At 73.0% G+C, this 26,797-nt stretch carries 22 protein-coding genes; 10 read left to right on the plus strand and 12 right to left on the minus strand.

Going from position 1 to position 26,797, the window contains the following annotated elements; genetic code table 11:
• Positions 1-121 precede the first annotated feature (121 nt).
• Both GQF42_RS33075 and GQF42_RS33080 read left to right on the plus strand, forming a co-directional pair.
• Complete coding sequence (locus GQF42_RS33075) at positions 122-1,300, plus strand: YihY/virulence factor BrkB family protein (protein WP_158926046.1); 1,179 nt, start codon at positions 122-124, stop codon at positions 1,298-1,300.
• Positions 1,301-1,491: 191 nt separating this feature from the next.
• Positions 1,492-2,178 (plus strand): helix-turn-helix transcriptional regulator, encoded by a 687-nt coding sequence (locus GQF42_RS33080; protein ID WP_158926049.1) that lies wholly within the window; start codon positions 1,492-1,494, stop codon positions 2,176-2,178.
• Here the strand turns inward: GQF42_RS33080 and GQF42_RS33085 are convergent.
• Positions 2,161-2,562 carry a VOC family protein gene (locus GQF42_RS33085; protein WP_158926051.1) on the minus strand — a complete coding sequence of 134 codons (402 nt, stop codon included), beginning with the start codon at positions 2,560-2,562 and terminating at the stop codon, positions 2,161-2,163. The two genes, GQF42_RS33080 and GQF42_RS33085, sit on opposite strands and share 18 nt — an antisense overlap.
• Positions 2,563-2,654: 92 nt before the next feature.
• The gene (locus GQF42_RS33090; RefSeq protein ID WP_158926053.1) at positions 2,655-3,287 is read right to left on the minus strand and encodes a VOC family protein; all 633 of its coding nucleotides are present in this window, start codon (positions 3,285-3,287) and stop codon (positions 2,655-2,657) included.
• A gap of 225 nt (positions 3,288-3,512) precedes the next feature.
• Between GQF42_RS33090 and GQF42_RS33095 the strand changes: the two genes are divergently transcribed.
• The gene (locus tag GQF42_RS33095) at positions 3,513-4,376 is read left to right on the plus strand and encodes an isocitrate lyase/PEP mutase family protein (protein WP_158926055.1); all 864 of its coding nucleotides are present in this window, start codon (positions 3,513-3,515) and stop codon (positions 4,374-4,376) included.
• The gene (locus GQF42_RS33100; protein WP_233273527.1) at positions 4,373-4,681 is read left to right on the plus strand and encodes a hypothetical protein; all 309 of its coding nucleotides are present in this window, start codon (positions 4,373-4,375) and stop codon (positions 4,679-4,681) included. Before GQF42_RS33095 ends, GQF42_RS33100 begins: the two co-directional genes overlap by 4 nt.
• Positions 4,682-4,773: 92 nt before the next feature.
• Here the strand turns inward: GQF42_RS33100 and GQF42_RS33105 are convergent, their stop codons facing one another.
• On the minus strand, positions 4,774-4,977 hold the full coding sequence (locus tag GQF42_RS33105; protein WP_158926058.1) for a hypothetical protein: 204 nt from the start codon (positions 4,975-4,977) through the stop codon (positions 4,774-4,776).
• A gap of 392 nt (positions 4,978-5,369) precedes the next feature.
• On the minus strand, positions 5,370-6,386 hold the full coding sequence (locus GQF42_RS33110) for a hydroxyacid dehydrogenase (RefSeq protein ID WP_199272884.1): 1,017 nt from the start codon (positions 6,384-6,386) through the stop codon (positions 5,370-5,372).
• 252 nt (positions 6,387-6,638) lie between these two features.
• Between GQF42_RS33110 and GQF42_RS33115 the strand changes: the two genes are divergently transcribed.
• Positions 6,639-8,219 (plus strand): carboxylesterase/lipase family protein, encoded by a 1,581-nt coding sequence (locus GQF42_RS33115; RefSeq protein ID WP_158926060.1) that lies wholly within the window; start codon positions 6,639-6,641, stop codon positions 8,217-8,219.
• Positions 8,220-8,249: 30 nt separating this feature from the next.
• On the opposite strand, the gene mmuM is transcribed toward GQF42_RS33115, so the two are convergent.
• On the minus strand, positions 8,250-9,179 hold the full coding sequence (gene mmuM, locus GQF42_RS33120) for a homocysteine S-methyltransferase (RefSeq protein WP_158926063.1): 930 nt from the start codon (positions 9,177-9,179) through the stop codon (positions 8,250-8,252).
• Between the two features lie 370 nt (positions 9,180-9,549).
• Between mmuM and GQF42_RS33125 the strand changes: the two genes are divergently transcribed.
• A complete protein-coding gene (locus GQF42_RS33125) occupies positions 9,550-11,286 on the plus strand; it encodes a DUF2264 domain-containing protein (RefSeq protein ID WP_158926065.1) in 1,737 nt (578 codons plus the stop codon).
• Positions 11,287-11,426: 140 nt separating this feature from the next.
• Positions 11,427-12,233: an isocitrate lyase/PEP mutase family protein gene (locus GQF42_RS33130; protein WP_158926068.1), complete on the plus strand. Its 807-nt coding sequence runs from the start codon at positions 11,427-11,429 to the stop codon at positions 12,231-12,233.
• Here GQF42_RS33130 and GQF42_RS33135 read toward each other — a convergent pair.
• From GQF42_RS33135 to GQF42_RS33160, 6 genes are all read right to left on the minus strand, one after another.
• Entirely contained in the window at positions 12,167-12,883 is a 717-nt protein-coding gene (locus tag GQF42_RS33135) for an alpha/beta fold hydrolase (protein ID WP_158926070.1), read from the minus strand. The genes GQF42_RS33130 and GQF42_RS33135 overlap by 67 nt on opposite strands.
• Positions 12,876-13,460 (minus strand): TetR/AcrR family transcriptional regulator, encoded by a 585-nt coding sequence (locus GQF42_RS33140; protein WP_158926072.1) that lies wholly within the window; start codon positions 13,458-13,460, stop codon positions 12,876-12,878. Before GQF42_RS33140 ends, GQF42_RS33135 begins: the two co-directional genes overlap by 8 nt.
• A gap of 100 nt (positions 13,461-13,560) precedes the next feature.
• Complete coding sequence (locus tag GQF42_RS33145; RefSeq protein WP_158926075.1) at positions 13,561-16,437, minus strand: glycoside hydrolase family 2 TIM barrel-domain containing protein; 2,877 nt, start codon at positions 16,435-16,437, stop codon at positions 13,561-13,563.
• An 18-nt stretch (positions 16,438-16,455) separates the two neighbouring features.
• Positions 16,456-18,339 (minus strand): glycoside hydrolase, encoded by a 1,884-nt coding sequence (locus GQF42_RS33150; RefSeq protein WP_158926077.1) that lies wholly within the window; start codon positions 18,337-18,339, stop codon positions 16,456-16,458.
• A gap of 11 nt (positions 18,340-18,350) precedes the next feature.
• Complete coding sequence (locus tag GQF42_RS33155; protein WP_158926079.1) at positions 18,351-19,601, minus strand: ROK family transcriptional regulator; 1,251 nt, start codon at positions 19,599-19,601, stop codon at positions 18,351-18,353.
• 122 nt (positions 19,602-19,723) lie between these two features.
• A complete protein-coding gene (locus GQF42_RS33160; protein WP_158926081.1) occupies positions 19,724-20,986 on the minus strand; it encodes an FAD-binding protein in 1,263 nt (420 codons plus the stop codon).
• A 160-nt stretch (positions 20,987-21,146) separates the two neighbouring features.
• Here GQF42_RS33160 and GQF42_RS33165 point away from each other — a divergent pair, with 160 nt between their 5' ends.
• The 3 genes from GQF42_RS33165 to GQF42_RS33175 all read left to right on the plus strand — a co-directional run bounded on the left by GQF42_RS33165 (position 21,147) and on the right by GQF42_RS33175 (position 25,003).
• On the plus strand, positions 21,147-21,821 hold the full coding sequence (locus GQF42_RS33165; protein ID WP_158926083.1) for a pyridoxamine 5'-phosphate oxidase family protein: 675 nt from the start codon (positions 21,147-21,149) through the stop codon (positions 21,819-21,821).
• A gap of 58 nt (positions 21,822-21,879) precedes the next feature.
• Complete coding sequence (locus GQF42_RS33170) at positions 21,880-23,223, plus strand: radical SAM protein (protein ID WP_158926085.1); 1,344 nt, start codon at positions 21,880-21,882, stop codon at positions 23,221-23,223.
• A 262-nt stretch (positions 23,224-23,485) separates the two neighbouring features.
• Positions 23,486-25,003: a cellulose-binding domain-containing protein gene (locus GQF42_RS33175; protein ID WP_158926087.1), complete on the plus strand. Its 1,518-nt coding sequence runs from the start codon at positions 23,486-23,488 to the stop codon at positions 25,001-25,003.
• 41 nt (positions 25,004-25,044) lie between these two features.
• Here the strand turns inward: GQF42_RS33175 and GQF42_RS33180 are convergent, their stop codons facing one another.
• A complete protein-coding gene (locus GQF42_RS33180) occupies positions 25,045-26,775 on the minus strand; it encodes a DEAD/DEAH box helicase (protein ID WP_158926089.1) in 1,731 nt (576 codons plus the stop codon).
• Positions 26,776-26,797: the final 22 nt, after the last annotated feature.

Genomic DNA, 26,797 nt, shown 5'->3' on the forward strand with positions numbered 1-26,797 from the left:
CTGCCCGGGACGGTGGTGATGATGGTCTCCAGCGTGGCACAGCGGCGCGGTCCGGGAGGCCGGACCCGCTCACCCGCCCCGGAAGGTGAGGACGGTCCGGTGCGGCGGATACCGTTGGGGCGTGCAGCCAGCAAGTGAACCCCCCGCGCGGCCCGCCGGTCGCCTCCACCGGGCCAGAGCCCTCTATCGGAACGTCTCCAAGCGCAGGACCGCCTGGCTGCTGCTCAAGGACACCGTCAACTCGTGCATGGAGTACCGCATCCTGGGCCTGGCGGCCGAGGCGGCCTTCTTCACGCTGCTGTCCGTGCCGCCGCTGCTGCTCTGCCTCATCGGGCTGCTCGCCTACGTCGACCGCTGGACCGGCGCCCACACCATCCAGAGCCTGGAGACCAACATCCTCGACGCCTCGCGGACGGTCCTGTCCGACAAGGGCGTGAAGGAGATCGCCGAGCCGATCCTGCACGACGTGCTCAAGACGCGGCCGGACGTCATTTCCATCGGGTTCGTCTTCGCCCTGTGGTCGGGATCGCGCGCGGTGAACGTCTTCATCGACACCATCACCGTCATGTACGGCCTCGACGGCGTCAGGGGCATCGTCAAGACCCGGATGATGTCGTTCGCGCTGTTCATCGTGGCACTGCTGATCGGCTCGGTGGCGCTGCCGCTGATGGTGGCGGGCCCGGACGCGGTGGTCCGGGTGGTGCCCTGGTCGGAGACGGTGGTGCAGGTCCTGTACTGGCCGGTCGTCATCGTCCTGTCCATCGCCTTCCTGACCACCCTGTACCACGTCTCCGTGCCGGTCCGCTCCCCGTGGATCGAGGACGTCCCGGGCGCCCTCGTCGCACTCGCCATGTGGGTCCTCGGCAGCTTCCTGCTCCGGCTCTACCTCGTGCACACCATCGAGGGCGCCACGATCTACGGCTCCCTGGCCGCGTCCGTCGCCGTGCTGCTGTGGATCGGTGTGTCCGCATTCGCCGTCCTTGTCGGTGCGGCCGTGAACGCGGCCATCGACCGGGTCTGGCCGGCCGCCGCCACGGCCGCGGCCCGCGAGGCGAACGAGCGGGTGCGCGAGGCGCAGGTCGCCGAGTACGTCGCCTGGGCGGCGGCGCGCGAGGCCGATCCCGACGACCCGGACATGCCCTCCGAGTTCCCCGAGCGCTGGTCCCGGTTCCTGCCCCCGGAGGACGTCACGGCCCGCCTGCGCACCCACGCGAAGAACCCGCATCACCACCACCACGCCCACAACGGCAACGGGGACACGCCCAAGGACCACGGGAGCACACCTCCACCGGCCCGGTGAACGGGGAACGGCGGCAGAGGACCCCGGCCCTGCTCGCCCCGCTCGCCCGTGTCGGGCCCAGGCTCTGTTCGCCCTCACGGCCGCAGCCACCGCCGCAAGTGCCCGGCGCGTCCGTACCCGGCACGGCCTCCCGCGCCTCGGCGCCCCCGACGGCAGCGACGCACACCCCGGCGCGACGTACGCTGGCACCCGTGTACACGGAACGGGCGTCCCGGCTGACCGGTGCCGTCGTGTGGACCAAGACCCCGGCCGGGGCCGGTGCCCGGGGCGTCCTCCCGGACGGCTGCATGGACCTGCTGTGGAGCGAGGGCCGGCTGCTGGTCGCGGGACCCGACACCCGCGCCTACGTCCCCGAGGGCCCGGACCGCATCTGGGCGGGCATCCGCTTCTTCCCCGGCACCGCGCCCGCCCTGCTCGGCGTACCGGCGCTCGAACTGCGCGACCTGCGCGTGGAGTCGGCCGACCTGTGGCCCGCCGCCCGGGTCCGCCGGCTGCTCGACCGCATCGAGGCGGCGGCCGATCCGGCGGCGGCGCTGGAGGACATCGCCCTGGACCTGGCCGCGCGGGCGGCGGACCCCGATCCGCTGCTGCGCCGGCTGGTGGAGCGTCTGGACGAGGGCCGCCCGGTGTCCGCGACGGCGGCCGAACTCGGCATCGCCGTCCGTACGTTGCACCGCCGCTGCCTGAGTGCCTTCGGCTACGGCCCCAAGACGCTGGCCCGCATCCTGCGCCTGCAGCGCGCGCTGAAGCTGGCACGCTCCGGGCTGCCGTACGCCGAGACGGCGATCCGCGCGGGCTATGCCGATCAGCCCCATCTCGCCCGCGAGGTGCGGGAGTTGGCGGGCCGGCCGCTCGGGGAGCTACTCGGCGGCGGGTAGCGGGGCGAACAGGTCGACCCCGTTGCCGTCGGGGTCGTGGACGGTGGCGTACCGCTGCCCCCAGAAGGCGTTCCACGGCTTCAGCTCACCGTGGTACCCGGCGCCCACGAGATCCTCGTACAGGGCGTCGACCTCGGCGGGCGAGCCGCACCGGAAGGCGAGCCCGACGCGCCCGCCGCCCTCGGGGGGTCGCCAGCCGGGGTGGAAGGAGCGGACGGTCTCCTCGGTGTCCAGGGCGAGCAGCAGCCCGCCGGGCAGCTCGGCCTCGACATGAGGCTGTTCCTCGGCCCCGGGCGGGAAGACCAGCCCGAGGCGGCGGTAGAAGGCGAGCGAGGCGGTCAGGTCCCCGGCCACCACGCCGATCACGGCGAATCGTGCAGTCATGGGATCACCGTAGGAGGGCGGCGGCGGGCCGGTCTTGAAGGAATCGGCCACCCCGGCAACCGCGAGCCTCCAGGCCTCCGGCGCTGTGCCGCTCAGCCGAGGGTAACCGGGCCGTTCGGGGTGTCCACGGTGCACTTGAGCGCCACCGGGCCCTCGGCCAGGGCCAGCTCCGTGCCCAGGGCCGCCAGCGGCCCGCGCACCTCCTTCGGGTCGGGCACCGTGGCCGTCACCTCCAGCAGGGGGGTGACGGGCAGGCCGGAGACGGCCGGGTGGCGGGAGTCGCCCCAGTCGATCAGGAACGGCACCAGACCGGAGGGGTGCGCGCAGTCGCCGTCGGTCAGCCGCCAGCGCAGTACGGTGCCGTCGGGGGTGCGGCGGCTCATCGGGCGCACGGGCCCGGGGTCGTAGCCCCGCGCGCGGGCCGTCATGATCGCCGAGTCCAGGTCGGGCGGGCTGATCGCCCAGGTCAGGATGCGCGGCCCGGTCAGCTGGTCGACGCCGAACGGCCGCGGTCCGGCGGGCTCCGGCTGCTCCGGGTCGGGCCCGAGGATCTCCAGATAGCTTCGGCCGCCCAGCCCCACCAGGTGGTTGCGGGTGCCGAGCCCCAGATGGACACCGCCGGGCGCGGGGGCCACCCCGGTGCGCCGGGTGAAGTCGCCGACGGTCGCGGCGAGATCGGGCGTGGCGAGGACGAGATGGTCCAGGAGCGGGGGAACGGCGTTCATGCCCGGCGAGGCTACGGTGACCGGACCCGCGCTTCAAGCGAGTGGAGCCGGACTCGAGCCGCTCAGGAACGTTTCTGCGGTGAACCGGCTCCACCATTGGGGTGAGTAAAGCTCGCGTACATGGATCGTCATGTGAGTTTCTATAGATGCTCTTGTTTTGGCAAAGGGCGTCAGGCGCGGTAGCCCATTCGCTCCGTGTCACCCACCCACAGGAGGAGCCGGACCTTGATTCACGGTAATCAGCTGCGCGAGCGCATCGCCGGGCCCGGGACCACACCGCTGATCGGCGTGTACGACATGTATTCGGCGTCGATCGCGGCCAAGCACTACGACGGCATGTTCGTCTCGGGCTTCGGATTCGCGGCGTCGTACTACGGACTGCCCGACATCGGTTTCATCGCCTGGCCCGACATGGTGGCCTTCGTCCAGCGGCTGCGGGGCGCCTTCCCGCACCACCATCTGCTCGTCGACATCGACGACGGGTACGTCGACCCCGAGGTCGCCTGTCATGTCGTCGAGGGGCTGGAGCGCATCGGTGCCTCCGGTGTGATCCTGGAGGACCAGAAGCGGCCCCGCCGCTGCGGCCATGCCGACGGCAAGCAGGTGCTGCCGCTGGAGGAGTACCTGGAGAAGCTCAACAAGGTCCTCGAGGCCCGCGAGAACCTGGTCGTGGTGGCCCGTACGGACGCCACCGACGAAAACGACATCCTGCACCGCGCGGAGCGGCTGGCCGCCACCGACGCCGACGTCGTCCTGGTCGACGGGGTGCGCAGCGTCGAGTGGATCAAGCGCATCCGCAAGGTCGTGGGGGGCAAGCCGCTGCTGTTCAACCAGATCGCCGGCGGCAAGTCACCCCGACTCTCCCTCGGTGAACTGACCGACCTGGGTGTGGACGTCGCGATCTACAGCACCCCGTGTCTGTTCGCCGCGCACGAGGCGATGGACTCCGCGCTCGCCGAACTGAAGGACGCCGACGGCCGGTTGCCCGAGGTGGACCCGGCCGGCGGTGTCGGCGTGAAGGCCGCCACCAGCCTGCTGGAGCGCAACATCGCCCGTGAGCGGCTCGCGCCCGAGGGCGTGGGCGCGTGAACGGTGCCGCATCCCGGATCGGGCGGGCGGCGGTCCTCGCCGCCGCGGCGCTCGCCGTCGGCACGGCACCCGCGGCCGCGTCCGACAGCCTGATCACCGTGATCGACAACTCCCACGCCGACTCCTGGATCGAGGTCGACCGCACGGCCAACGTCCAGACCGGCAAGGGCACGGCCGGGAGCGACCACGACGGCAGCGCCGTGGACGCGATCGAGGCCCTGGTCGGCGGCAGCCCCAACCACCGGGAGGTCTGGGACGACGGGCCGGCCGAGGGGACGGCCGTTCCCCCGGGGGCCGCTCGCTGAAGCACGACCGTTCGGCGGCGACGGCCGGGCGCCCCGTGCGGGGCACCCGGCCGTCGCCGTCTCACGGCCCGGATCGGGCCGTGGCCCGCGGCTCAGTCCTCGCCGAGGTCGGGGCGGCCGTTCTCGTCGAGTTCGACGTCCTCCTTGGGGTCGTGGCCGTCACCGGGTGTGGAGACGGCGGTGCGGTGCTGTCCGGGGGCGAGGGTGCGGCAGGCGGCGTGAGCCGTGCCGTAGGCGGCGACCAGAGCGACTGCGAGCACGGCCAGGGCCGCTGCGGTACGCGTGGTAAGGATCATGCCCGGGAAACGATCTTGAGCGTGGCGCAGTCACCGTCCTGCGTCCGAGCGGGCGTGCCATGTCACGCGGTTGGCCGCTCCACGGGCGAGACGGCCGGGCTCCCGCCGTGCATCAACGGGCCCCGGGGCAGGCCCGGCAGCTCGTACGTGCGCCCCGGGCGACCGCCTCGCCGCAACCGGTGTGCCCCAAGGGCTCGGCGGGGTGGCGTACGGGGGCCGGGCGTCGTCCGCGGACGACGGGGGAAGGGGCCGCGCCGAGGTGCGTACGACGGCATGGGTGCATGCCCGGCACCGGATGCTCGCCCTCGGCACTCCTGCGGCGGCCCGGGCTACCCCGCGCAATCCGCCGTTGCGGACCGGTGGGCCTGCGCAAGGCGCCCCCGCCACGGTCGTCAGGCGATCCGGGCCAGATCCGCGTGCCGCACCTCGTGCAGCGGCGGCAGGCCCGCGGCCAGCCGCTCCAGTTCCTCCGCGACGATCGTGCCCAGTCTCTCCAGCTCATTGCCGAGCGAGCCCGCGATGTGCGGGGTGAGGAAGACGTTGGACAGCCGGTACAGCGGGGAGCCTGCGGGCAGCGGCTCGGGTTCGGTGACGTCGAGGACCGCGCGCAGGCGGCCCGAGACCAGCTCCTCGGTCAGCGCCTCGTGGTCGACCAGCGCACCGCGCGCGGTGTTGATCAGCACGCTGCCGTCCCGGAGGAGGGCGAGCCGGTCGCGGTCGAGCATGCGGTGGGTCTCGGGGATGTCGGGGGCGTGCAGGCTGACGATGTCGCTGCGCCGCAACAGGTCCTCCAGCCCCAGCAGTTCGGCCCCGAGGGCGGCGGCCTCGGCGGGGCTGACGTAGGGGTCGTGCAGCAGGACCGTGAGGTCGAACGGCCGCAGCAGTTCCGTCAGGCGGCGGCCCACGCGGGAGGCGCCGATCACTCCGACGCGGCGGCCGAGGTTGCCGGTGGTCACGGTCTCGGCGGAGGTCGGACGGACGTGGGTGCGGCGGTAGCGCTCGCGGTGGCCGAAGGCGTCCTTGCCGGCGAGCAGGATCATCGCGAGCGTGTACTCGGCCACCGGCACGGCGTTGCCGGTGGCCGCGCTGGAGACGGTGACGCCGTGTTTCCACACCGCCTCGCCGACCAGGGAGCGGACCGAGCCCGCCGCATGCAGGACGGCACGCAGTCTCGGAGCCGCGGCCAGGACACCGGCGTCCAGGTGCGGGCAGCCCCAGCCGGTGATCAGCACCTCGGCCCGGGCCAGGGCGTCGGCCGCCGCCGGATCGGCGAAGTCCCGTACGACGAAAGCCGCGTCGAGGTCGGCCGTGCGCCCCAGCCGGGTCATGAGCGGCGGGGGGAAAAGCAACGGGAGGTGCACCGGATCCATCGCGAACACGGCCCGCGGCGGCCTAGGGCTGGGGGGCATGGCTCTCCTGACGAACGACGGGCTCTCCGGGTGGACGACGAGTCTGGCGGACAACGGTGGGAACGCGGTTTCGGAAAGCGCCTTCTGCGACCTCTTCGCCCGGTGTACGCAAAGTGACATACCCGTTATTCACCGTGACGTCATGGCCCGAATGGCCCTCCCCCGTGCCCGTGCACCGGAATACCGGACGCTCCTGTGGTGCTCTGTTGGTGCACGGTGCATGCGTGCGCGGCGGCGAAGGGCTGGTGGGCGATGACGGCAGACCAGGCGAACCCCGAGACCGGGCCCGAGGCGAGGACGCCGTACGGGGCCGTACGCGGCCGGTACGAACACGGCGTCGCGGTCTTCCGGGGCATCCCCTACGCCGCACCGCCCTTCGGCCCCCGCCGGTTCCGCCCGCCCCGGCCGCCCGAGCCCTGGGACGGGGTGCGCGACGCCGGCGCCTTCGGACCCACCGCGCCCAAGCCGCCGTACTCCGAGGCCTTCGCCCAGTACCTGTCCGACCCGGACATCCCCGGCGACGACTGCCTCAACCTCAACGTATGGACCCCCGCGCCCGACCCCGGCGCCCGCCTTCCCGTCCTGGTCTGGCTCCACGGCGGTGCCCTGACCAGAGGATCCTCCGCCGTACCCGTCTACGACGGATACGGCTTCGCCCGCGACGGCGTCGTCTTTGTCTCCGTCAACTACCGCCTCGGCGTCGAGGGTTACGGACTGTTCCCCGACGCTCCGCCCAACCCCGGCCTGCGCGACCAACTCGCCGCCCTGCAGTGGGTGCACGACGCGATCGGCGCCTTCGGCGGCGACCCGGACCGGATCACGCTGTGCGGCCAGTCGGCCGGCGCCATCAGCGTCGGTGCCCTGCTCGCCGCACCCGCAGCCCGGGGACTGATCCGGCGTGCGGTCCTGCAGAGCGGACCGCCGGAGGCGTCCGACCGCGACAAGGTGCGACGGATGGTGCGCCGCATGGCCATGCGGCTGAAGATCCCCGCCACCGCCGAGGCCTTCGCCGCCGTCGACCGCGACCTGCTGCTGCGCACGCAGGCCGAGGTCGGCCGGCTCGGCAGCCCGGTCCTGGGCGGCCCCGCGTTCGGCATCGTCGTGGACGGCGACCTCGTACCCCGTGACCCGCTCAAGACCCTGATCGACGGCGAGAGCGCCCGGGGCGTCGACCTCCTCATGGGCTGGACCCGCGACGAATACCGGCTCTGGCTCGTCCCCGGCGGGCTGATGGAGCACGTCGACCGCCTCGGCCCCGTCGCCCTCGCCGGCGCGATGGCCCGCTGCCACACCGGCCACGAGGTGCCCCGCGGCTACCGCGCCCTGCACCCCGACGCCGGCGCCGCCGAGATCGTCGGCCAGATGGTCACCGACCACCTGCTGCGCGTTCCCCTGCACCGCCTCGCCGACGCGCGCCCCGGCGCCTGTCACCTCTACGAGTTCGCCTGGCCGTCCCGCCTGCCCGGACTCGGTGCCTGCCACGCCCTGGAACTGGGCTTCGTCTTCGACAGCGGGGACACCCCCGCATCGAAGAGACTGGCCGGAGAGGGTGCCCCGCACACACTGTGCGAGGCGATGCACGGCGCCTGGGTGCGCTTCGCCACGACCGGCGACCCCGGCTGGCAGGCCTGGGACGCGACCCACCCCGTACGGATCTTCGGCGACGGCGAACCGCGCACCGCATACGGCCCACGGGACACGGAGGTCGCCCTCTGGTCGACCACCTCCACCGCCCCGCCACCGGACCCCGCCGCGGAAATCCGGGCCCCGGGAGCGGAGTGGGCGGCGGCCGTACGGCGGTTGCGGCGGTCGGTGGGGGCACGGCGGCGCTGACCGGGCGCGAACGGGTCGCCCCGCCCGCGTTCAGGCCGCGTCCAACGCCTGCCTGATCGACGCGATCGCCTCCGGCCCCACCCGGCAGCACCCCCCGATCAGCCGCGCACCCGCGTCCCGCCACGTCTTCACCTGCCCGGTGCCGAACCTCGTCCGTCCCGTCCAGGCCCGCGCCCCGGCGTCCCATGCCTCCCCGCTGTTGGGATAGACCACGACCGGTTTGCCGGTGACCCGCGCCGCGATCTCCACGGCGGGCCCCGCGTCTTTCGGCGCGCAGCAGTTCACACCCACCGCGATCACCTCGTCCACGCCGGCGGCCAGGGCGAACGCCTGCTCCAGAGGCTGCCCGGCACGGGTGTGCACACCGTCGACCGTGTACGACAGCCACGCCGGCACCCCCAGCCCCTGCACCGCCCTGAGCAGCGCGGCGCCCTCGTCGGCGTCCGGCACCGTCTCCAGCGCGAGGACGTCCGGGCCGGCCGCGGCCAGTGCCTCGATGCGCGGCCGGTGGAATCGCTCCAGCTCGTCCACGCTCAGCCCGTAGCGTCCCCGGTACTCGGAACCGTCCGCGAGCATCGCCCCGTACGGCCCGGCCGAGGCCGCCACCCACAGCGGCCGTTCGACACCCGCCGCCCCGGCCCGCCGGGCGGCCGTACGTGCGAGATCCACGCTCAGCGCCAGCAGCCGCGCCGCCTCGTCGTGACCGGTGCCGCGCCGGGCGAAGCCCTCGAAGGTGGCCTGGTAGCTGGCGGTGATCGCGACGTCCGCGCCCGCCAGGAAGTAGGCGAGATGCGCCTCGGCGATCGCCTCCGGCCGCTCGGCGAGCAGCCGCGCCGACCACAGCTCGTCGCTCAGGTCGTGCCCGGCGGACTCCAGCTGGTTGGACATGCCGCCGTCGAGCACGACGGTGCCGGCGGCGAGGGCGTCGGCGAGGTCGGGGGAGGTGGGGCTGGTGGTCATGTCACGACGCTAGTCGAAGCAGGAGCCGCACCGGCACGGGTGTCCGGCGGCCGGGCGTCCCCGGACGCGGCCGGCAACGCTCACCGGCCCGCCGAAGCCGCTGCCGAAAGGGCTTTCCCCCCTTCGCGCCGGACCCATTGACCCCACAGCCGTCCACCCTTACCTTTTCGGCGTTCAGGATCACCGATGACGTACGCGACAACACCCACACCTGCGTGCACGACGTGACCGTCCACGCCGGCCTCGCCCGTGACGCACCCGTCGCCCTGCATCCGGTCCCCGAGGCCCTGGTGCGGGTGGGACGAGGTCCTGGGGTGCCCCGACCGGAACCGGGGCGCCCCGGGTCCCGCCAGGAAGGAACGCCACCGCCGTGATCCAACTGCCCGCCGACGACCGCCGGTCGAGCCCGTACACCGGGTACACCCGCGCACACTGGGAGGCCGCCGCCGATGCCCTGCTGGCCGCCGTCGCCCCCCGCGCCACCCCCGACCGCGCCCTCTACCACCTTCCCGGTGACCACGTCAGCCGCGCCGGCCGGCTCTCCGACGGCCTGGAGGGGTACGCCCGTACGCTGCTGCTGGCCGCCTTCCGGCGCGACGAGACCGCACTCGGCCGCTACGCCGAAGGCCTCGCGGCCGGGCCCGGCGGCGTCTGGCCACGGATCGAGGACCGCAGCCAGCCGCTCGTCGAGGCCGCCTCCATCGCGCTGGCCCTGCGGCTGACCCGCCCGCTGCTGTGGGACCGGCTGGACGACCCCGTGCGGCAGCGCACCGCCGCATGGCTGGCCGACGCGCTCACCGCCCGACCCTGGCCGTGCAACTGGGAGTTGTTCCCGGTCACCGTCGGCGGCTTCCTCCAGGAGATCGGCCACCGTCCGGAGGCCGCCCGCCGGGCGATCGACCGCGGTCTGGAGCGGGTCGAGGGCTGGTATCTCGGCGACGGCTGGTACACTGACGGCGGCGGACGGAAGTTCGACTACTACAACGGTTGGGCGATGCATCTGTACACGGTCGTCCACGCGTGGTTGGCGGACGACAGCGAACTGCTCTCCCGGTACGGCCGGCGCCTGTCCGCCCACCTCGCCGACTACGCCCGTCTGTTCGGCCGTGACGGCGCCCCCCTGCACCAGGGCCGCTCCCTGACCTACCGCTTCGCCACGACGGCCCCGTTCTGGCTCGGCGCGCTGACCGGCCACACCCCGCTGACCCCCGGCGAAACCCGGCGCCTGGCCTCCGGCACGCTGCGCTACTTCCTCGACGGCGGCGCGGTCGACGAGCGCGGCCTGCTCCCGCTGGGCTGGCTCGGCCCCGACGAGTCGCTCGTGCAGAGCTACTCCGGACCCTCCTCCCCGTACTGGGCCAGCAAGGGCTTCCTCGGCCTGCTCCTGCCCGCCGACCACCCGGTGTGGACGGCGACCGAGGACCCCGGCCCGGCCGACCGCGCCGACGAGGTCAGACCCGTTGCCACCCCCAACTGGCTGATCCAGAGCACGCGTTCGGACGGCCTGGTCCGACTGCACAACCACGGCAGCGAGGACGTCCGCTACGACCCCTACTACACCCGGTTCGCCTACTCGACCGCGACCACGCCCGACCGGGCGGCTCCCGACAACAGCGTGATCGTCGGCAGTGCCCCGGACCGGACGCGGATCGAGCCGCTCGGCACCGGTGAAGGCTGGATCGCCTCCCGGCACACCGTGCGCGACGGCATCACCGTCACCAGCCTGGTGCTCGCCGAGGGCGCGGCCGAGGTCCGGGCCCATCTCGTCGCCGGGGCCGAGCCCGGGACGCCGGTCCGGATCACCGGCTGGCCGGCACGGGACGGGCTGCGCGCCGAACTCCTCCCGGTCCGCGGCCTGTCGGAGGACCTGACCGGCCGGACGGGTCCGGGCGAGGTCACGCTGTTCGTCGCACTCGCCCGGCTGACCGGCGAACCGGACCCCCGGCCCCTCGCCGACCTGGTGTCCGTCCGAGCCGAAGATGATCACGAGGTGGACCAGGGGTACGAGGTGAGCGCCCGCTGGGCGTCCGGCGCCAGGAGGGTCTTCCGGTTCACGGCTTCGGCCGGGCGATCCGCAGGTTCGTCGTGGTCGGTGACGCCTCGGTGAGCGGGGCGGTGCGAGGCGGGGTGACGGGGGCGGAGGCCCAGGTGGGCGTGGAGTCCCCGACGGCCGCCTGGCCGCGGGAGGGCAGGGCGGGCGTCCACGGTTCGGCGTGCGCCGAACCGTCCAGGGCCTAGCGTGGGCGTATGACCGCAGAGCACGCCGCCACCCCGTTCGCCGCACTGCACCGCCCCGGACAGCCGTTGCTGCTCCCCAACGCCTGGGACCACGCCTCGGCCGCCGCGCTCGCCGCCCGGGGGTTCGCGGCGATCGCCACGACCAGCCTCGCCGTCGCGGCGGCGGCCGGGCTGCCCGACGGCCGGGGCGTGACCCGCGAGCAGACCCTGGGCCTCGCCCTCACCCTCGGCCCGGAGCCCTATCTGCTCTCCGTCGACGCGGAGGACGGCTTTGCCGACGATCCGGACGAAGTCGCCGAGCTGGCACGCCGGTTGTGGTCCGCCGGAGCCGTCGGCATCAACCTGGAGGACGGCCTCGGACCGGCCGCCCGGCACGCGGCGAAGATCGCCGCGGTGAAGGCCGCCGTGCCCGGTCTGTTCGTCAACGCCCGCACGGACACCCACTGGCTGGGCGACGGCGACGAGTCGGACACCCTGCGCCGCCTGGACGCCTACCAACAGGCGGGCGCCGACGGGCTGTTCGTGCCGGGCCTCACCGACCCGGACCGGATCGGCGCCCTCGTCCGGTACACCGACGCCCCGCTCAACGTCCTCTACTCGCCCACCGGCCCCACGGTCCTGCGCCTCGCCGACCTCGGCGTCGCCCGGGTCAGCCTCGGCTCCCTGCTCTACCGGCGTGCGCTGGGCGCGGCCCTGGACGCGGTCGCCGACATCGCGGCCGGGCGGGTGCCGGGCGGTACGACGCCTTCCTACGCCGAGGTGTGCGTGCCGGACAGGAACGTCCCGGTGAGCAGGCAGGCGAAGTCCTCGGGATGATCCAGGGTGCCGAGATGCCCGCCCGGGAACTCCGCGAAGGCGCCCCCGAGCCGGTCGGCGAGGAACACGGCGGTGCGGTGCAGGAGTTGGCCGCGCGAGTCGGCCCCGGCGGCGAGGGTGAGGCGCGGCCCCGCGCCGCGGAGGGAGGGGACGTACGCGGTGAAGGGGTGCAGGACATGGGCGAGGAAGACGCCCATCGGGGTCGCCGACCCGCCCTCGGCCGGCGGCCGGCCGACCCCGTCGAACTGCCCGAGCAGCTCGGCCCGTCGCTCCGCCCCGTCCGGCAGCACCGTCACACACGGCGGCTCGTGCGCCACCACGCCTGCCAGCCGCTCCGGGTGCCGGGCGAGCAGGTCGAGGACGGCGATGCCGCCGGAGCTGGTCCCGAAGACGAACGCCCGCTCGCCCGGCGGCAGCACGGCCTCCAGCACCCGGTGCGCCCCGTCGCTCCAGTGCGCCGGACGCTGGTCCGGGACCGGCAGGCCGAGCCGCCCGTGGGCGAGCCCCAGCGGGTCGTACGTCACCACGGTGAAGTGCCGCGCCAGCCGTTCGGTCAGCGGCTGCAGCCCCATGGGGTGTCCGGCGCCGCCCGGCACGACCAGCAGCACGGGACCGCTGCCGGTCACGTCGTGAGGAAGCGGTTCAGTCATCGTTCTTCGTCTCCCGGGGCCAGTGGGTGAGGGCGAGGTGGAGGGCGTCGACGGCCTTGGCCCACGAGGCCTGCACGTCACGGGCCGCACCGAAGCCGCCCGTGGACTCCAGGGCGCAGTAGCCGTGGAAGGTGCTGCGCAACAGGCGTACGGCGTCGGTCAGATCGGGTTCGTCCAGGCCGTAGGCGCGCAGCATTCCGTAGGTGATGTCGGCCGTACGGCGCATGGCGGGGGAGTCGGCGATCAGTGACTGGTCGATGCGGATCTGGGTGGCCGCGTACCGGCCCGGGTGCTCCAGGGCGTACGCGCGGTACGCCCCGGCGAAGGCGGTCAGCGCGTCCTTGCCGGCCCGGCCGGCCACGGCCATCGCGATCCGGTCGATCAGCTCGCCGCCCGCGTGCAGGGCGAGCCGTGTACGCAGGTCCTCCAGGCCCCTGACGTGCGAGTACAGGCTTGCGTCCTTCACACCGAAGCGGCGGGCCAGCGCGGACAGGGTGACGTTCTCGAACCCCGCCTCGTCCGCGAGGTCGGCCGCCGCCGCGATCAACCGGTCGACGGTGAGTCCCGCACGGGCCATCCGACATCCCCTCCTTGGATACCTAGGTTGGATCCTAGGGTATCTAGGTTCGGGGCTGGCCCCGCCGCGTCGGCCGCGGCGGGGCTCGGCACCGGATCTCTCAGTGGGTCCGCGGATCCGGGACGGTGGAGAACACGAAGGAGAACTCCGCCGGTTCGGCCCGCAGGTGGTACTGGGGCAGCGGGCCCGGGCCGCAGGACTGGGAGCCGATGCCGTGCTGGCTGTGGTCGAGATTGACCCAGACCGTGTCGCCGGGCGTGAGGTCGGTGCGGTGGGTGGCGGCGTCCAGCTGCTCGGTGGTCCAGCGGCGGGCGGTCAGGAGGAACGCCGGGTCGCCCTCGATGTGCAGACCGCCCAGCTCCGCCCAGCGGACGTCGATGCGGGCGCCGTTCTCCTGCGGACGAAGGTACGGCGTCTGCAGTTCGTCCACGGTCGAGTGCCAACGGCCGACCGCCGACGCCGTCCTGGTGTCGGCATACGCCTCACCGGGCCCACCGCCGAACCAGCGCACCTCGTCCGCCGCGCACAGCCCGAAGCGGATGCCGAGCCGGGGCAGCGGGACCCTCCAGTCACCCTCCGGGACGGTGGACACGGTCAACCGCAGGCCGTCCCCGTTCGACGTCCAGCGGTAGACCGTCGACAGTCCCACGTCCCGCGCCGCCGGCGCCACCCGGGTGCGGACCGTCAGCGCGTTCTCCCCGGTCTCCACCGCGTCCAGCCGGTGCCGCATCCGCTGCAGGCCGAGGGTGCGCCACACCAGGCCGAAGCGCTCGTCGGCCTGCCAGGACGCACCGTCGTCGTTGTCGGTGGTGGCCCGCCACACGTCCAGCCGCAGAGCGCGGACCGGTACGTCGCCGATGGCCGTCAGGGCGCCGGTGCGGGCGTCGAAGGTGCCGGGGCCGAGGGTGATCACCCCGTCGCCCGGCACCGGGCGGGCGGTCGGCGCGAGCGGCGGCACCCGGCGCGGTGCCGCCGGGACCTGGCCCCAGGCGACCACGTGGTCCTTCGCCGCCCACGCGGTGTCGGCCGCAAGCGCCGCCCGGACCGTCCAGTGGGCCTCGCCGGCGGGTGCCGTGGCCGGCGGTGCGGGCAGTTTGACGTCGGCGGACTCGCCGGGGGCCAGCACGGGCACGGTCAGGGTGCCGGACTCCACCGCGTCCCCCTCGACCTCGTACGACCACGAGAACGCCAGCGCCGAAAGGTCGGCGAAGTCGTGCTTGTTGGTGATGCGGACCGTGCCGTCGCCGGCCTCACCGGTGATGCCGACCGGTTCGATCACCTTCTTGTACTCGACCAGGCCGGGGGAGGGCCGCCGGTCCGGGAAGAGCAGGCCGTCGCAGACGAAGTTTCCGTCGTGCAGCTCCTCGCCGAAGTCGCCGCCGTAGGCGTAGCCCAGCTCCGGATGCGCGATGCCGTGGTCGATCCACTCCCAGACGAAGCCGCCCTGGAGCCGGTCGTAGGACTCGAACAGCCGCTGGTAGTCGGCGAGTCCGCCGGGGCCGTTGCCCATGGCGTGGGCGTACTCGCACAGGACGAAGGGGAGGTCACGCCGTTTGCGGGGGCCGCCGTCCAGGCCCTGGCCGATCCGCTCGACCTCGGCGTGGGAGGCGTACATCCGCGAGTACATGTCCGTGTCGCGGCAGCCGAGGTCGCCCTCGTAGTGCAGCAGCCGGGAGGAGTCCCGGCCCTTGATCCACTCGGCCATCGCGGTCAGGCCCCGGCCGGTGCCGGCCTCGTTGCCGAGGGACCAGATCACGACCGAGGGGTGGTTCTTGTCCCGTTCGACCATGCGGGAGGCCCGGTCCAGCAGGGCCGGGGTCCAGCGGTCGTCGTCGACGGGGTTGTCCCGCCAGCCCTGCTCGGTGAAGCCGTGCGTCTCCAGGTCGCACTCGTCGATCACCCACAGGCCGTACTCGTCGCACAGGTCGAGGAAGGCCGGGTGCGGCGGGTAGTGGGAGGTGCGGACGGCGTTGATGTTGTGCCGCTTCATCAGCAGCACGTCCGCACGCATGGTCTCCAGGTCGAGGGCGCGGCCCTGCTGCGGATGCCACTCGTGCCGGTTGACCCCCCTGAAGAGCACCCGCCGGCCGTTGACCTTGATCAGGCCGTCCGACAGCTCGACGCTGCGGAACCCGATGCGCAGCGGCACCCGCTCGCCCGCGGTGGACAGCTCGCCCTCGTACAGCCGGGGCGTCTCCGCCGACCACGGGTCGACCGGCACGGTCACGCTCTCGCCGGTCGCGAGGTCGATGCCGAGTTCGGCGACGGTCACCCGGCCCGCCACGTCGGAGTCGACCCGCAGGGTGCCGGTGCTCGCGAGATGGTCGTAGGAGGCGTGGACGAAGAAGTCGAGGGCGGCGCCCGCCGGGCGGTGCAGCAGGGTGACGTCGCGGAAGATGCCCGGCAGCCACCACTGGTCCTGGTCCTCCAGATAGGAGCCGGCCGACCACTGGTGGACGCGGACCGCCAGTACGTTGCCGGTGGTCCTGAGCAGAGGGCCGACCGCGAACTCGTGCGGCAGTCGGGAGCCCTTGAACTCGCCGAGGTCCGTGCCGTTCAGCCACACCCGCGCACAGGACTCCACCCCGTCGAACCGCAGCACCGCGCCGCCCTCGGCGAGGTCCGGCCAGTCGGCCGGCAGGTCGAAGACGCGCAGATGGTCGCCGGTCGGGTTCTCGGTCGGTACACGCGGAGGGTCGATCGGGAACGGGAAGAGGTGGTTGGTGTAGATCGGCGAACCGTGTCCCTGCAGGACCCAGTGGCCGGGGACATGGATCTGTGCCCAGTCGCCGTCGTAGCGTCCCTGCGTGGCGAAGGAGTCGTCCTCGGCGTCGGCCGTCCCGGACAGCCGAAAGCGCCAAGTGCCGTTCAGTGAGAGGGACTTCGCGTCCGAGTGCGGGTACCGGGCGCGAGGCGGCAGCGCGCCGGAGCCCGGGGAGAAGTGCTCGACGTAGGCGGTGTCGGTCGGTGTGCTCATGGACATCCGTCTCCTGGCTCAGCGGGGGACTGCTGGAGTGGGGGCCGGCCTGGACCAGGACTCGTTGGCGCCGCCGTTGCAGCTGTGCAGGATCACCTTGCTGCCGTCCGCGGTCGCCTGCCCGGCGACGTCGAGACACTTGCCCGACGCCTCGTTCACGATCTGCCCGTTGCCGTTCAGCAGCCAGCGCCGGGTGCCGTCACCCGTGGCCGCGGCAGACGCCACCGGACCCGAACCGCCCGCCGTCAGATAGCCGTTCGCGCTCTTCAGGGTGCCGTTCGCGGCGTACGACCACGACTGGTCCGCCGCACCCGTGCACGGGACGACCGCGGCCCCCGCGGCATCGGCGGTCAGGCACTTGCCGGACTGCTTGTCGGCCAGGGCGCCGGTCAGCGCCGAACTGCCGTGGCCCTTCTGGTCGAAGACGTACGTCGTGATCGAGCGGGGCGCGAGGGTGGCGGAGACGGTTGTGCCGGTGACCGACGGTTGCGCGACGTTCGCCCAGTTCTCGTCCGCCGAGGTCCGCACCGCCCGGGTCGCCCGCACCGGCGTCCTGCTGTTGAAGTGCAGGTTCAGCGCGGTGTTGGTGGTGTTGTGGTTGTTCACCACGACCACCCACCGGCCGCCGCGCTCGTACGACGAGACCTCCACACCGTCCGGCGCCCCGGTCACGTTGTGCGCGAGGGCGCCCGGCCGGACGAACTTGCTGTACTGGCCCAGCGCGTAGTAACGCTTGGTGAAGTACAGCTGCTGGTTGCCGTTCGCCGCGTAGTCGGGGTCGTAGTAGATCAGGCCGTCGTTCCAGCCCTCGTCGTTCCTGGCCGTCGGATCGGTGCCGTAGCCGCTGGCGAGCGCCACCCACCACTGGAACGCGGAATCGTGGGAGGTCGCGAAGTCCTTGTAGATGATTCTCGACATCAGCAGGGCGTTGTCGATGCCCGGGTCGTACTCCTGGTTCCAGCCCGTGGTGCCCTTGCCGAAGCAGCAGATCTCGGTGGCCCAGGAGGTCCTGGCGACCGATCTCGACGTCTCGTAGACGTTGCCGAGCTGCCCGTCGTCGGGGTTGTCGTACGTGTGGTGGGCCAGCTCGGCGACGTACTGGGCGGTGCCGGGCTGCGCCATCCACTGCGGTACTTCACTGCTGAACTGTGTGGTCCTGCTGGACTCGTCGGCGATGATCGACGTCCTGTGGTGCCGGGCCCGCTGCTCGGCGCCCAGCGCGCGCACGATGTCGTCGCGCTGGTCGACCGGCACCGGCATGCCCTCCTGGCCGCAGTCGGCGAAGCTGTTGTCCGGTTCGTTGAAGGGGCTGATGTAACCGAGCCGCACGCCCTGGCGCGCGAAGTGACCGGTGACGTCGGCGAGGTACTTCGCGAAGTCGGTCTCGTTCTCCGTCTTCAACCGGCCGCCGCAGCTCTTGCCGTTGGTCGTCCACCGGGCGGGCGCGCTGTTGACGAATCCGATCAGGTCCTTGACCCCGTACTGCGCCGCGTACTTCAGGAAGGTCCGGCCGCCCTTGTCCCGGCTCCAGTCGTAGGAACCGCCGGAGCCGAGGAAGTCCTCGGCGGCACGGGCCGGCGTGGTGACGCCGGTGCCGCCACCGCCGATGTTGTACCGGTACGAACTCAGGTCCAGGCCCTGCTCGGAGAAGAGAAGCCGGGCTACGCGGGCCTGCACCTCGGGGGCGAAGTGCTGAAGGTCGTTGACCCACCAGGCACCCGAGGCGCCGATGTCGTCGATGGTCTGCGCGGCATGGGGGGAGACCTCGGCGGCTGCCGGGGCGGCGGTGGCCGGGGCGGCGGTGGCGCTCGCCGACGGGGAGGTGAGGAGGGCCGCGCCCACGGCCAGCGCGGCCGAGGCTGTGAGCAGCAGGGATCTCTTGCGGGGGTGAGACACGTGCATCCCTTCCGTCGTCATGAAGGCGGTGCGGTACGGCTCCTTGCGAGGACGGTGCGCTTGGCGGTGCCGGTCCTGGGGCCGACGGACTGCAACGCCCCCTCCAGCGCGAACGTGGCCGCGCCGAGGGACACCGGGTCGGTGGGGATGGGGGAGAGGACGATCTCGGTGGCGGCCAGCGGGCGGCGCAGCGCGTGCCGGGCGACGGCCCGGCGGACCTCGTCGAGCAGCGGCTCGCCGAGCCGGGCGGCGACCCAGCTGCTGAGCACGACCACCTCGGGGTTGAGCAGGTTGATCAGGTCGGAGATGCCGGCGCCGAGGTAACGGGCGGTGTCCTGGACCACCTTGAGCGCCACCGGATCGCCCGCGGCGACCGCACCGGCCAGCGCGTCGATGGTGGCCGTCTGGTCCTCGGGGTGCAACAGCTGTGAGCGCGGGCTCAGTTCACGCAGGTTCTGCATGATGCCGGGGGCGCCGACGTACGTCTCGACACAGCCGTGGTTGCCGCAGTGGCACAGCCGCCCGTCCAGCACGAGGGTGGTGTGGCCCCATTCGCCGGCGCTGTTGCTCACGCCCCGGTGCAGTGCGCCGCCCAGGGCCAGACCGGCGCCGACCCCCGTGCCCAGATTGACCACCACCGTGTCCCCGCGGCCCCGCGCGGCGCCGAACCACAGCTCCGCCACCGTGCAGGCGCGCAGCGGATTGTCCAGGTACAGGGGGTGGGTGACGTGTTCGGCGAGCAGATCGAGGAACGGTACGTCGTGCCAGTCCAAGTTGGGCGCGTACTCGGCGACGCCGCTGTCCCGGTCCACCTGGCCCGGTACGCTCACCCCGACTCCGAGCACCCGGGCCGCCTCGATCCCGGCCTGCGCCACCACCGAGCCGACGACGGCGGCGACCTGGCCGACCACGTGCTCCGGGCGGCTCTCGCCGGGCCGCATGTCCTCGTCGGCACGGGCCAGGACGTTCAGCGCGAGGTCGAACAGCTCGACGTGGACGTACGTCTCCGCGATGTCGACGCCGATCAGCGCGCCGCCCGACGCGTTGACGGCGACCAGGCCCCGGGGCCGGCCCCCCGCCGAGTCCTCGAACCCGACCTCGGTGATCATGCGGAGGTCCAGCAGCTCGCCGACCAGGGTGGCGACGGTGGCCAGGCTCAGCCCGGTGGCGACCGCCAACTCCTGCCGGGAGGTGGGAGACTCGGCGATGATCTGGCGCAACACCTCGTAGCGGTTCGCGGTGCGGATGTCACGTGATGTGCGCTTCACGCGGCTGTCCCCTCCATCCCGTCCGGACCGGAGCGGCACGGCACCGGCGCGGTCGTCAGGCTATGGGGCGCGAGCGGCTTTCGACAAGGGGTTAGGAAAGGGGCTGGAGGAAGTCCGGTACGTCAGCCGTCCAGGAGATCCCGGACGAAGTCGTTGGTGAACTTCCCGGCCGGATCCAGGGTGCGGGCCAGAGCGCGGAAGTCGCCGAGGCGTGCATACCGTCCGCGGACGACCGCCGGCGGGATCTCGTAGACCTTCCCCCAGTGCGGACGCGGATCGAACGGATCCAGCGCCTTCTCCAGTCGGCGCACCACCGGCAGGACGGCCGCCTCGTCCCGAACCCAGGTGAAGTGCAGCGCCACCGAGTCCCGTCCGTGGGCCATGCTGAGCCACTGGCTGTCGGCGGCGACCGTCCGCACCTCGCAGATCTGCAGTACACCGGCGACCGCCGGCCGGATGCCGTCGACGGCGTGCAGCGCGTCGACGGCCGTCGACCGCGGCAGCAGATACTCCGACTGGATCTCCTCCCCGGCGCTCGGTGTGAACTCCGCCCGGAAATGCGGCAGTCGCTCGTGCCACGGCCCCGGCACGCCCAGCTGCTCGGTGCAGTACGTCGCGGGCATGTCCGGCACCGGGTGCACCGGCCCGGTCGCGGGCGCCGCCCACGGGAAGTCCACCGCCGGCCGGTCGGTGCGCCGCTTGACCCACACGTGCCGGAAGCCGGGCGCGCGCCAGTCGGTGAACAGGCTCACGCTGTACCCGGCCGCCGCCACCCCGGCGAAGTCCAGTCCCTCAAGCGGCAGTTCGGCGAAGACATGCTGCTCGACCTCGTACGCCGGCTCCAGGGCGAGCGTGAGTGCGGTGACGACGCCCAGTGCGCCCAGTGAGGTCACGGCGCCGTCGAAGCGGGGGTCCTCCCGGCCGATCGTCACCGTCGAGCCGTCCGCGAGCAGCAGCTCCACCTCCCGTACGGACGAGGCCAGCGAGCCGTTGCCGACGCCCGAGCCGTGGGTGCCGGTCGCCACCGAACCGGCCACCGAGATGTGCGGCAGGGAGGCCATGTTGGGCAGGGCGAGGCCGCGGGCGTGCACCGTGCGGGCCAGTTCGGCATACCGGACCCCGCCCGACACCCGGACCGTGCGCGCCGTCGTGTCGACCTCGATCACGGGCGGCAGACCGGCCGTGGACAGCAGCATCCCGTCCGTGCCGGGGTCGGCGATCCGGTTGAAGGAGTGCCCGCTGCCCAGTGCCCGCACCCGCGCACTGCCTGCCACGAGCGCCGCGAGGGCGTCGATCGTGTCCGGCCGGTGGAACTCCCGCGCGCGGTAGGTGATGGTGCGCGCCCAGTTGGTGACCGTCCCCGCGGTCTTCGCCGAGCCTGTCATCGGTGCGTCCCTCCAGGAGAGTGTGTGCGCCGACTCCGACCCTCTCACCCGCCGAGGGTCGAACAGAGATCTGCTACGGATTTCGTCGCGATTCGCCCCCTGGACTGGTGCATGCGAAATTCTGCTGGCGCATCCATGCGATATCAGTACCTTCGGACGTATGCATCAAGAACCGCTTCCCGACCGGCTGCCCGTCACCGACCGCACCCGGCACCGCCGGCTGCGCGAGCAGGGGAGCCTGGAGCGGCCACAGCTGGAGGCGGTCCTGGACGCCGGGTTCGTCTGTCACCTCGGTGTGGTGGTCGACGGACGGCCGGTCGTCGTACCCACCGTGTACGGGCGTGACGCGCGCACGCTTTACCTGCACGGCTCCGTGGCCGGCCGCAGCCTGGCCGGGGACACCCCGGTGTGCGTGACGGCCACGCACGTGGACGCACTGGTGCTCGCCCGGTCCGTCTTCGAGCACGGTGTCAACTACCGCAGCGCCATGATCCACGGCACCGCCCGCAAGGTCATCGACGCCGACGAGAAGCTCGAGGGCCTGCGCAGGATCACCGAGCACGCGACGCCCGGGCAGTGGTCGTACGCCCGCCGCCCCAGCCGTAAGGAGCTGGCCGCCACCACCCTCCTCGCGCTGTCCCTCGAGGAGGCCTCCGTCAAGATCCGCACCGGCGCCCCGGAGGACGGCGACGGACCCGACGCGGCGCTCGGCCTGTGGGCCGGGGTCCTGCCGCTGACCACGCTGTGGGGCACCCCGGAGCCCGACCCGGCCCTGCCGCCCGGCATCGCCGTACCGGAACACATCGCGCGTCGTGCGGGGACCCGGCACGGCTGAGTCCCGGGCGGGGGCATACGGTGAGACCTGTATGCCTGAGCCGGGAGGAGACAGACGGATGGGCAGTCGTACAGCGTTGGTCGAGGATCTGATGGAGCGCTTCCCGCATGTGCCGCGGGAGGCCGTCTTCAAGGAGGACCTGCTCCGCGGCGGCGTCGCCTTCGACCCGTCCGCCCTCAGTGACAACGAGAGTGGCGAGGTCAAGCCGAAGTCGTACTTCATCTTCTCCTTCGACCACGGCACCCTGCCCGAGCTGGGCGAAGCGGCCCTCAGGCGCCCGCCGGAGGAGATCATCCTCACCGGCGGCCCGTACGACCTGCGCCGGACCGTCGTCTCCGTACGGGTGAATCCCACCTCGCCGTACCGGGTCGCCGCCGACGAGGAGGGGCAGCTCGGCCTCTACCTCGACGGCAAGCGCGTCGCGGACGTCGGCGTGCCGCCCATGCCGGAGTACTACCGGCACACCCTGTCCAACGGGAAGTCCGTGATGGAGGTGGCCCCGACCATCCAGTGGGGCTACCTGATCTATCTCACCGTCTTCCGGGTCTGCCAGTACTTCGGCGCCAAGGAGGAGTGCCAGTACTGCGACATCAACCACAACTGGCGCCAGCACAAGGCGGCCGGGCGGCCCTACACCGGGGTGAAGGACGTCGAGGAGGTGCTCGAGGCCCTCGAGATCATCGACCGGTACGACACCCAGAAGGCCTCCACCGCGTACACGCTCACCGGCGGCGCGATCACGAAGACGGTCGCCGGGCGCGACGAGGCCGACTTCTACGGCCACTACGCCAAGGCCATCGAGGAGCGCTTCCCGGGCCGCTGGATCGGCAAGGTCGTCGCACAGGCGCTGCCGAAGGCGGACGTGCAGCGGTTCAAGGACTACGGCGTGCAGATCTACCACCCCAACTTCGAGGTGTGGGACCGCCGGCTGTTCGAGCTGTACTGCCCCGGCAAGGAGCGCTACGTCGGCCGTGACGAGTGGCACAAGCGGATCCTGGACTCCGCCGAGGTCTTCGGCGCGCGCAATGTGATCCCGAACTTCGTGGCGGGCGTGGAGATGGCCGAGCCGTTCGGCTTCACGACGGTCGACGAGGCCATCGAGTCGACCACCGAGGGCCTGCGCTTCTTCATGTCGCACGGCATCACGCCCCGCTTCACCACCTGGTGCCCCGAGCCCACCACCCCGCTCGGCAAGGCCAACCCGCAGGGCGCGCCGCTGGAGTACCACATCCGGCTGCTGCAGGCCTACCGTCGGACGATGGAGGACTTCGGGCTCTCCTCCCCGCCCGGCTACGGCCCGCCCGGACCCGGCCGCGCGGTCTTCTCGGTCAGCTCCTTCATGGACAGCCTGCCCGCGGCCGAGCCCGCCGGTGAACCGGAGCAGGCACCGGCCGAGGTGTGATCTTGCGCCCCGCCCCGCCCGGCGCGACGGACGGTCCGGGCGGCGGGGTGGTGAGCGAAACGGCACCCGCGTCCGTACCAGGGAACGGAGTTGGGGGCCTGTCGCGCCGCGCATCCGTCCCGCCACCATCCGTCACCGGATGTGAACAGGCCGCTTGTCAGTTGTGTCGAGGTCGTGAAAGGCTCGGTGCTCTGCCGCGAGGTTTCCCCGAACTCCTCTTTTTCTGTAGTGAGTTGACCTCGCTTGTGGATGCAGGAGTCCCATGCCCGACCTGCCGACCCCCAAGGACGCCACCGAGGCCGCGCTGTTCTCGGAAGGCTGGGACGCGGTGCTCAGCTTTGCGGACCTGTGCACCTCCGGTTCCCTGACGGCCCATCAGCTGGCGACCGAGGCGTTCGCGCTCGGGGTGCGCGAGGTCCGTGCCGCCGAGCGCACCCATGTGCGCGGCGCCGGCCGGCGTTCGTCACGGCTGCCGACCATCCCGGCGCTGCTCACCGCCGTACGCGACACGGCCGCCGGCTGGGAGGCCGACGGCACCGGGCACAGGCTCGACCCCGACCTCAGGCTCTGGCTCAACTCCGGCAGAGCGGGCCGCTTCTCGGGTCCGCCGCTGGAGCGCCCGATCGCGCTGCGCGGCCTGCGGGACATGCAGGAGGCGGACGCCTCGCTGCTGTGGCTGGCCGAGGTGGAGGCACTGCCCCTGCCCACCGTCGCCCGTCGGCTCGGCCTGGACCCGGCCACCGTCGGCGGCGAACTCGACCAGGTCCGCACCCTGTTCCGGGACCGCTGCCACCGCGCCCACCTGGACACCCCGATGGACGCGCAGTGCCGCTCATACGCCCGGCTGCTGGACGCGGTCACCCGCTCCCCGGCCGCCGACGCCCCCGAGGACCTCTCCCGGCACCTCGCCACCTGCGTGCGCTGCGCCGAGGCCGCCGCCTGTCTGCGCCTGCACGGGGGCACCGTGCCCGCCGCGCTCGCCGGCGGGGTGATCGGCTGGGGCGGCCTCGCCTATCTGGAACGCCGCAGGCGGGCCGCCGAGGTCCGGCTCGGCGCGGGCCGCCCCGGCGGCGCCGATCCGGCTGCCGGCGCCCCCGAGGAGGGCGGTGGCGGCAGCCGGATGCTGCGCGGCGGCCTGCTCGCCGCCGCCGTGCTCCTGTCGGCACTGGCGCTCGGTGTGTCGATGATGCCGTTCGGCGGCTCCGGTGACGACAAGGCCGCCGGCCGCGACGACCGCCAGCCGGTCGCCGACCCCAGCGTCTCCCGCGCGGCGGGCCGCAGCTCCGACCGCCCCGCCTCGCCCTCGGCCCCCACCGCCGCCACGCCCTCCGTGACCCCCTCGCCGGCCCCCTCCGCGACCGGTACGACGGCGGGCCCCGGTGCCACGAGGCCCGATCCCGAGCCGCAGGGCAGCACCTCCTCGGCCCCGCAGCAGCCCGGCGGCACCGGCTCCGCCACCGCGGCCCCCGGCTGCCGGGCCGCCTACGACCTGGTCAGCCAGTGGTCCGACGGCTTCCAGGCCACCGTCACCGTCACCACCGACCGGCCGCTGACCGACTGGCAGGTGTCCTGGACCTTCCGCGACGACCAGCAGGTCGGCCAGATGTGGGATGCCACCGTGCACCAGGACGGCTCGCGCGTCACCGCCGACGCCGCCGACTACAACAGGACCGTCGCCGCACACGGCACCCTGTCCTTCGGTTTCATCGCCACCTGGCATGGCCGCAACCGGGCGCCGTACGCCTTCGCGCTCAACGGGGCCTCCTGCACGGCCGGTTGACCCGCAAGGTACGCCCCTATCTGGCGGGACGTCAGATGGTGTCAGGTGGCCGAGGTGCGGCGGCCGCCTCGGCGCTCGGAGCCGCGACCGCCGGAGCCGCCGGAGCCGGCGGCGCTCCTCGTGGTCCCGTCGGCCGCCGTGCGTCGGCCGGATTGACGGACGACCTTGGCGGCGCCGGTCGCCGCGCGGGCCGTGGCCCGGCGGTTGGAGTTGCGCTCGCCCGCGCCGGCGGTCTCACCCGTGGCCTTGTCGGCTCCCGCGCGGCGGGCGGACTCGCGCCTGCCGGTTGCGGGAGTGCCGGCAGCCGCTGCTGCCCCGGTCGTGCCCGGGCGCTCCGCGCGGCGGCCCCCCTGCTGGGAGGCGGTGTCCGTCCCGGCTCCGGTCCCGCGGCCGTTTCTGCGGCGGCCGGATCGCCTGCCGGGCTCGGTGCCGTTCTTCCGGGCCGGGCGGGACGCCGTCGGTGCCGCCGGCTGGGGCACCTCGATGGTGACGGCCACGCCGGAGGGCTCGCGGGCGCCGGTGATGGTGGCCAGTTCCGCGTCGCTGGAGGTGACCCGGGCCGTTCGGGGGCGGATGCCCGCGTCCGACATCAGCCGGGTGACGTCCCGTTTCTGGTCGGGCAGGACCAGGGTGACCACGCTGCCGGAGCCGCCGGCGCGGGCCGTACGGCCGCCTCGGTGGAGGTAGTCCTTGTGGTCGGTGGGGGGATCGACGTTCACGACGAGGTCGAGGTCGTCGACGTGTATGCCCCGGGCCGCGACGTTCGTCGCCACCAGGGCGGTCACCTGGCCGTTCTTGAACTGCTCCAGGGTCCGGGTGCGCTGCGGCTGGGAGCGGCCCCCGTGCAGTGCCGCCGCGCGGACACCGACGGCCAGGAGCCGCTTGGCGAGCCGGTCGGCGGACCTCTTGGTGTCGAGGAAGAGGATGACCCGGCCGTCCCGGGCCGCGATGCGCGTGGTGACGGCCTTCTTGTCGGTCTCGTCCTGCACGTGGAGCACGTGGTGCTCCATGGTGGTCACCGCTCCTGCGGACGGGTCCACGGAGTGCACCACGGGGTCGGTCAGGAACCGCTGCACCAGGCGGTCGATGTTGCGGTCCAGGGTGGCCGAGAAGAGCATGCGCTGCCCGTCGGGCCGTACCTGCTGGATCAGCTTGGTGATCTGCGGCAGGAAGCCCATGTCGGTCATCTGGTCGGCTTCGTCCAGCACGGTGATGCGTACCTGGTCGAGCACGCAGTCGCCGCGTTCCACCAGGTCGTTCAGCCTGCCGGGGGTCGCCACGAGCACCTCGGCACCGCGCCGGAGCGCACCGGCCTGCTTGGTGATGGACAGCCCGCCGACCACGGTGGCCAGCCGGAGGTTGACCGCCGTCGCGTAGGGGGTCAGCGCGTCGGTCACCTGCTGGGCGAGTTCCCGGGTGGGTACCAGCACGAGGGCCAGGGGGCCCTTGGGCTGGGCGCGCAGGCCTGCCGTACGGGCCAGGAGCGCCAGCCCGAACGCCAGCGTCTTGCCGGAGCCGGTGCGTCCCCGCCCCAGCAGGTCACGGCCGGCGAGCGAGTTGGGCAGCGTGGCGGCCTGGATGGGGAAAGGGGTGGTCACGCCCTGCGCGGCGAGGGTCTTCAGCAGCCCTGCGGGCATCTCCAGACCGGCGAAGTCCTCGACGGCGGGAAGCGCGGGTGTCGTGCTTTCCGGCAGCCGGAATTCCTGGGGGGACGACGCGGACGGCGAGGGTGACGAGGTGCGCCGGTTCGGCTTCTGAGACCTGCGGGACATGCAGCTTTTTGCCTTCCTGGAA

This window comes from Streptomyces broussonetiae, from assembly GCF_009796285.1.
Lineage (GTDB): Bacteria > Actinomycetota > Actinomycetes > Streptomycetales > Streptomycetaceae > Streptomyces > Streptomyces broussonetiae.

What these genes read in the sequence shown, in the direction of transcription:
- GQF42_RS33085 (WP_158926051.1), bottom strand. Translation starts at nt 2,562, where the DNA reads ATGACTGCACGATTCGCCGTGATCGGCGTGGTGGCCGGGGACCTGACC.
- GQF42_RS33090 (WP_158926053.1), bottom strand. Translation starts at nt 3,287, where the DNA reads ATGAACGCCGTTCCCCCGCTCCTGGACCATCTCGTCCTCGCCACGCCC.
- GQF42_RS33105 (WP_158926058.1), bottom strand. Translation starts at nt 4,977, where the DNA reads ATGATCCTTACCACGCGTACCGCAGCGGCCCTGGCCGTGCTCGCAGTC.
- GQF42_RS33110 (WP_199272884.1), bottom strand. Translation starts at nt 6,386, where the DNA reads ATGCCCCCCAGCCCTAGGCCGCCGCGGGCCGTGTTCGCGATGGATCCG.
- GQF42_RS33115 (WP_158926060.1), top strand. Translation starts at nt 6,639, where the DNA reads ATGACGGCAGACCAGGCGAACCCCGAGACCGGGCCCGAGGCGAGGACG.
- mmuM (WP_158926063.1), bottom strand. Translation starts at nt 9,179, where the DNA reads ATGACCACCAGCCCCACCTCCCCCGACCTCGCCGACGCCCTCGCCGCC.
- GQF42_RS33130 (WP_158926068.1), top strand. Translation starts at nt 11,427, where the DNA reads ATGACCGCAGAGCACGCCGCCACCCCGTTCGCCGCACTGCACCGCCCC.
- GQF42_RS33135 (WP_158926070.1), bottom strand. Translation starts at nt 12,883, where the DNA reads ATGACTGAACCGCTTCCTCACGACGTGACCGGCAGCGGTCCCGTGCTG.
- GQF42_RS33140 (WP_158926072.1), bottom strand. Translation starts at nt 13,460, where the DNA reads ATGGCCCGTGCGGGACTCACCGTCGACCGGTTGATCGCGGCGGCGGCC.
- GQF42_RS33145 (WP_158926075.1), bottom strand. Translation starts at nt 16,437, where the DNA reads ATGAGCACACCGACCGACACCGCCTACGTCGAGCACTTCTCCCCGGGC.
- GQF42_RS33150 (WP_158926077.1), bottom strand. Translation starts at nt 18,339, where the DNA reads ATGCACGTGTCTCACCCCCGCAAGAGATCCCTGCTGCTCACAGCCTCG.
- GQF42_RS33160 (WP_158926081.1), bottom strand. Translation starts at nt 20,986, where the DNA reads ATGACAGGCTCGGCGAAGACCGCGGGGACGGTCACCAACTGGGCGCGC.
- GQF42_RS33165 (WP_158926083.1), top strand. Translation starts at nt 21,147, where the DNA reads ATGCATCAAGAACCGCTTCCCGACCGGCTGCCCGTCACCGACCGCACC.
- GQF42_RS33170 (WP_158926085.1), top strand. Translation starts at nt 21,880, where the DNA reads ATGGGCAGTCGTACAGCGTTGGTCGAGGATCTGATGGAGCGCTTCCCG.
- GQF42_RS33175 (WP_158926087.1), top strand. Translation starts at nt 23,486, where the DNA reads ATGCCCGACCTGCCGACCCCCAAGGACGCCACCGAGGCCGCGCTGTTC.
- GQF42_RS33180 (WP_158926089.1), bottom strand. Translation starts at nt 26,775, where the DNA reads ATGTCCCGCAGGTCTCAGAAGCCGAACCGGCGCACCTCGTCACCCTCG.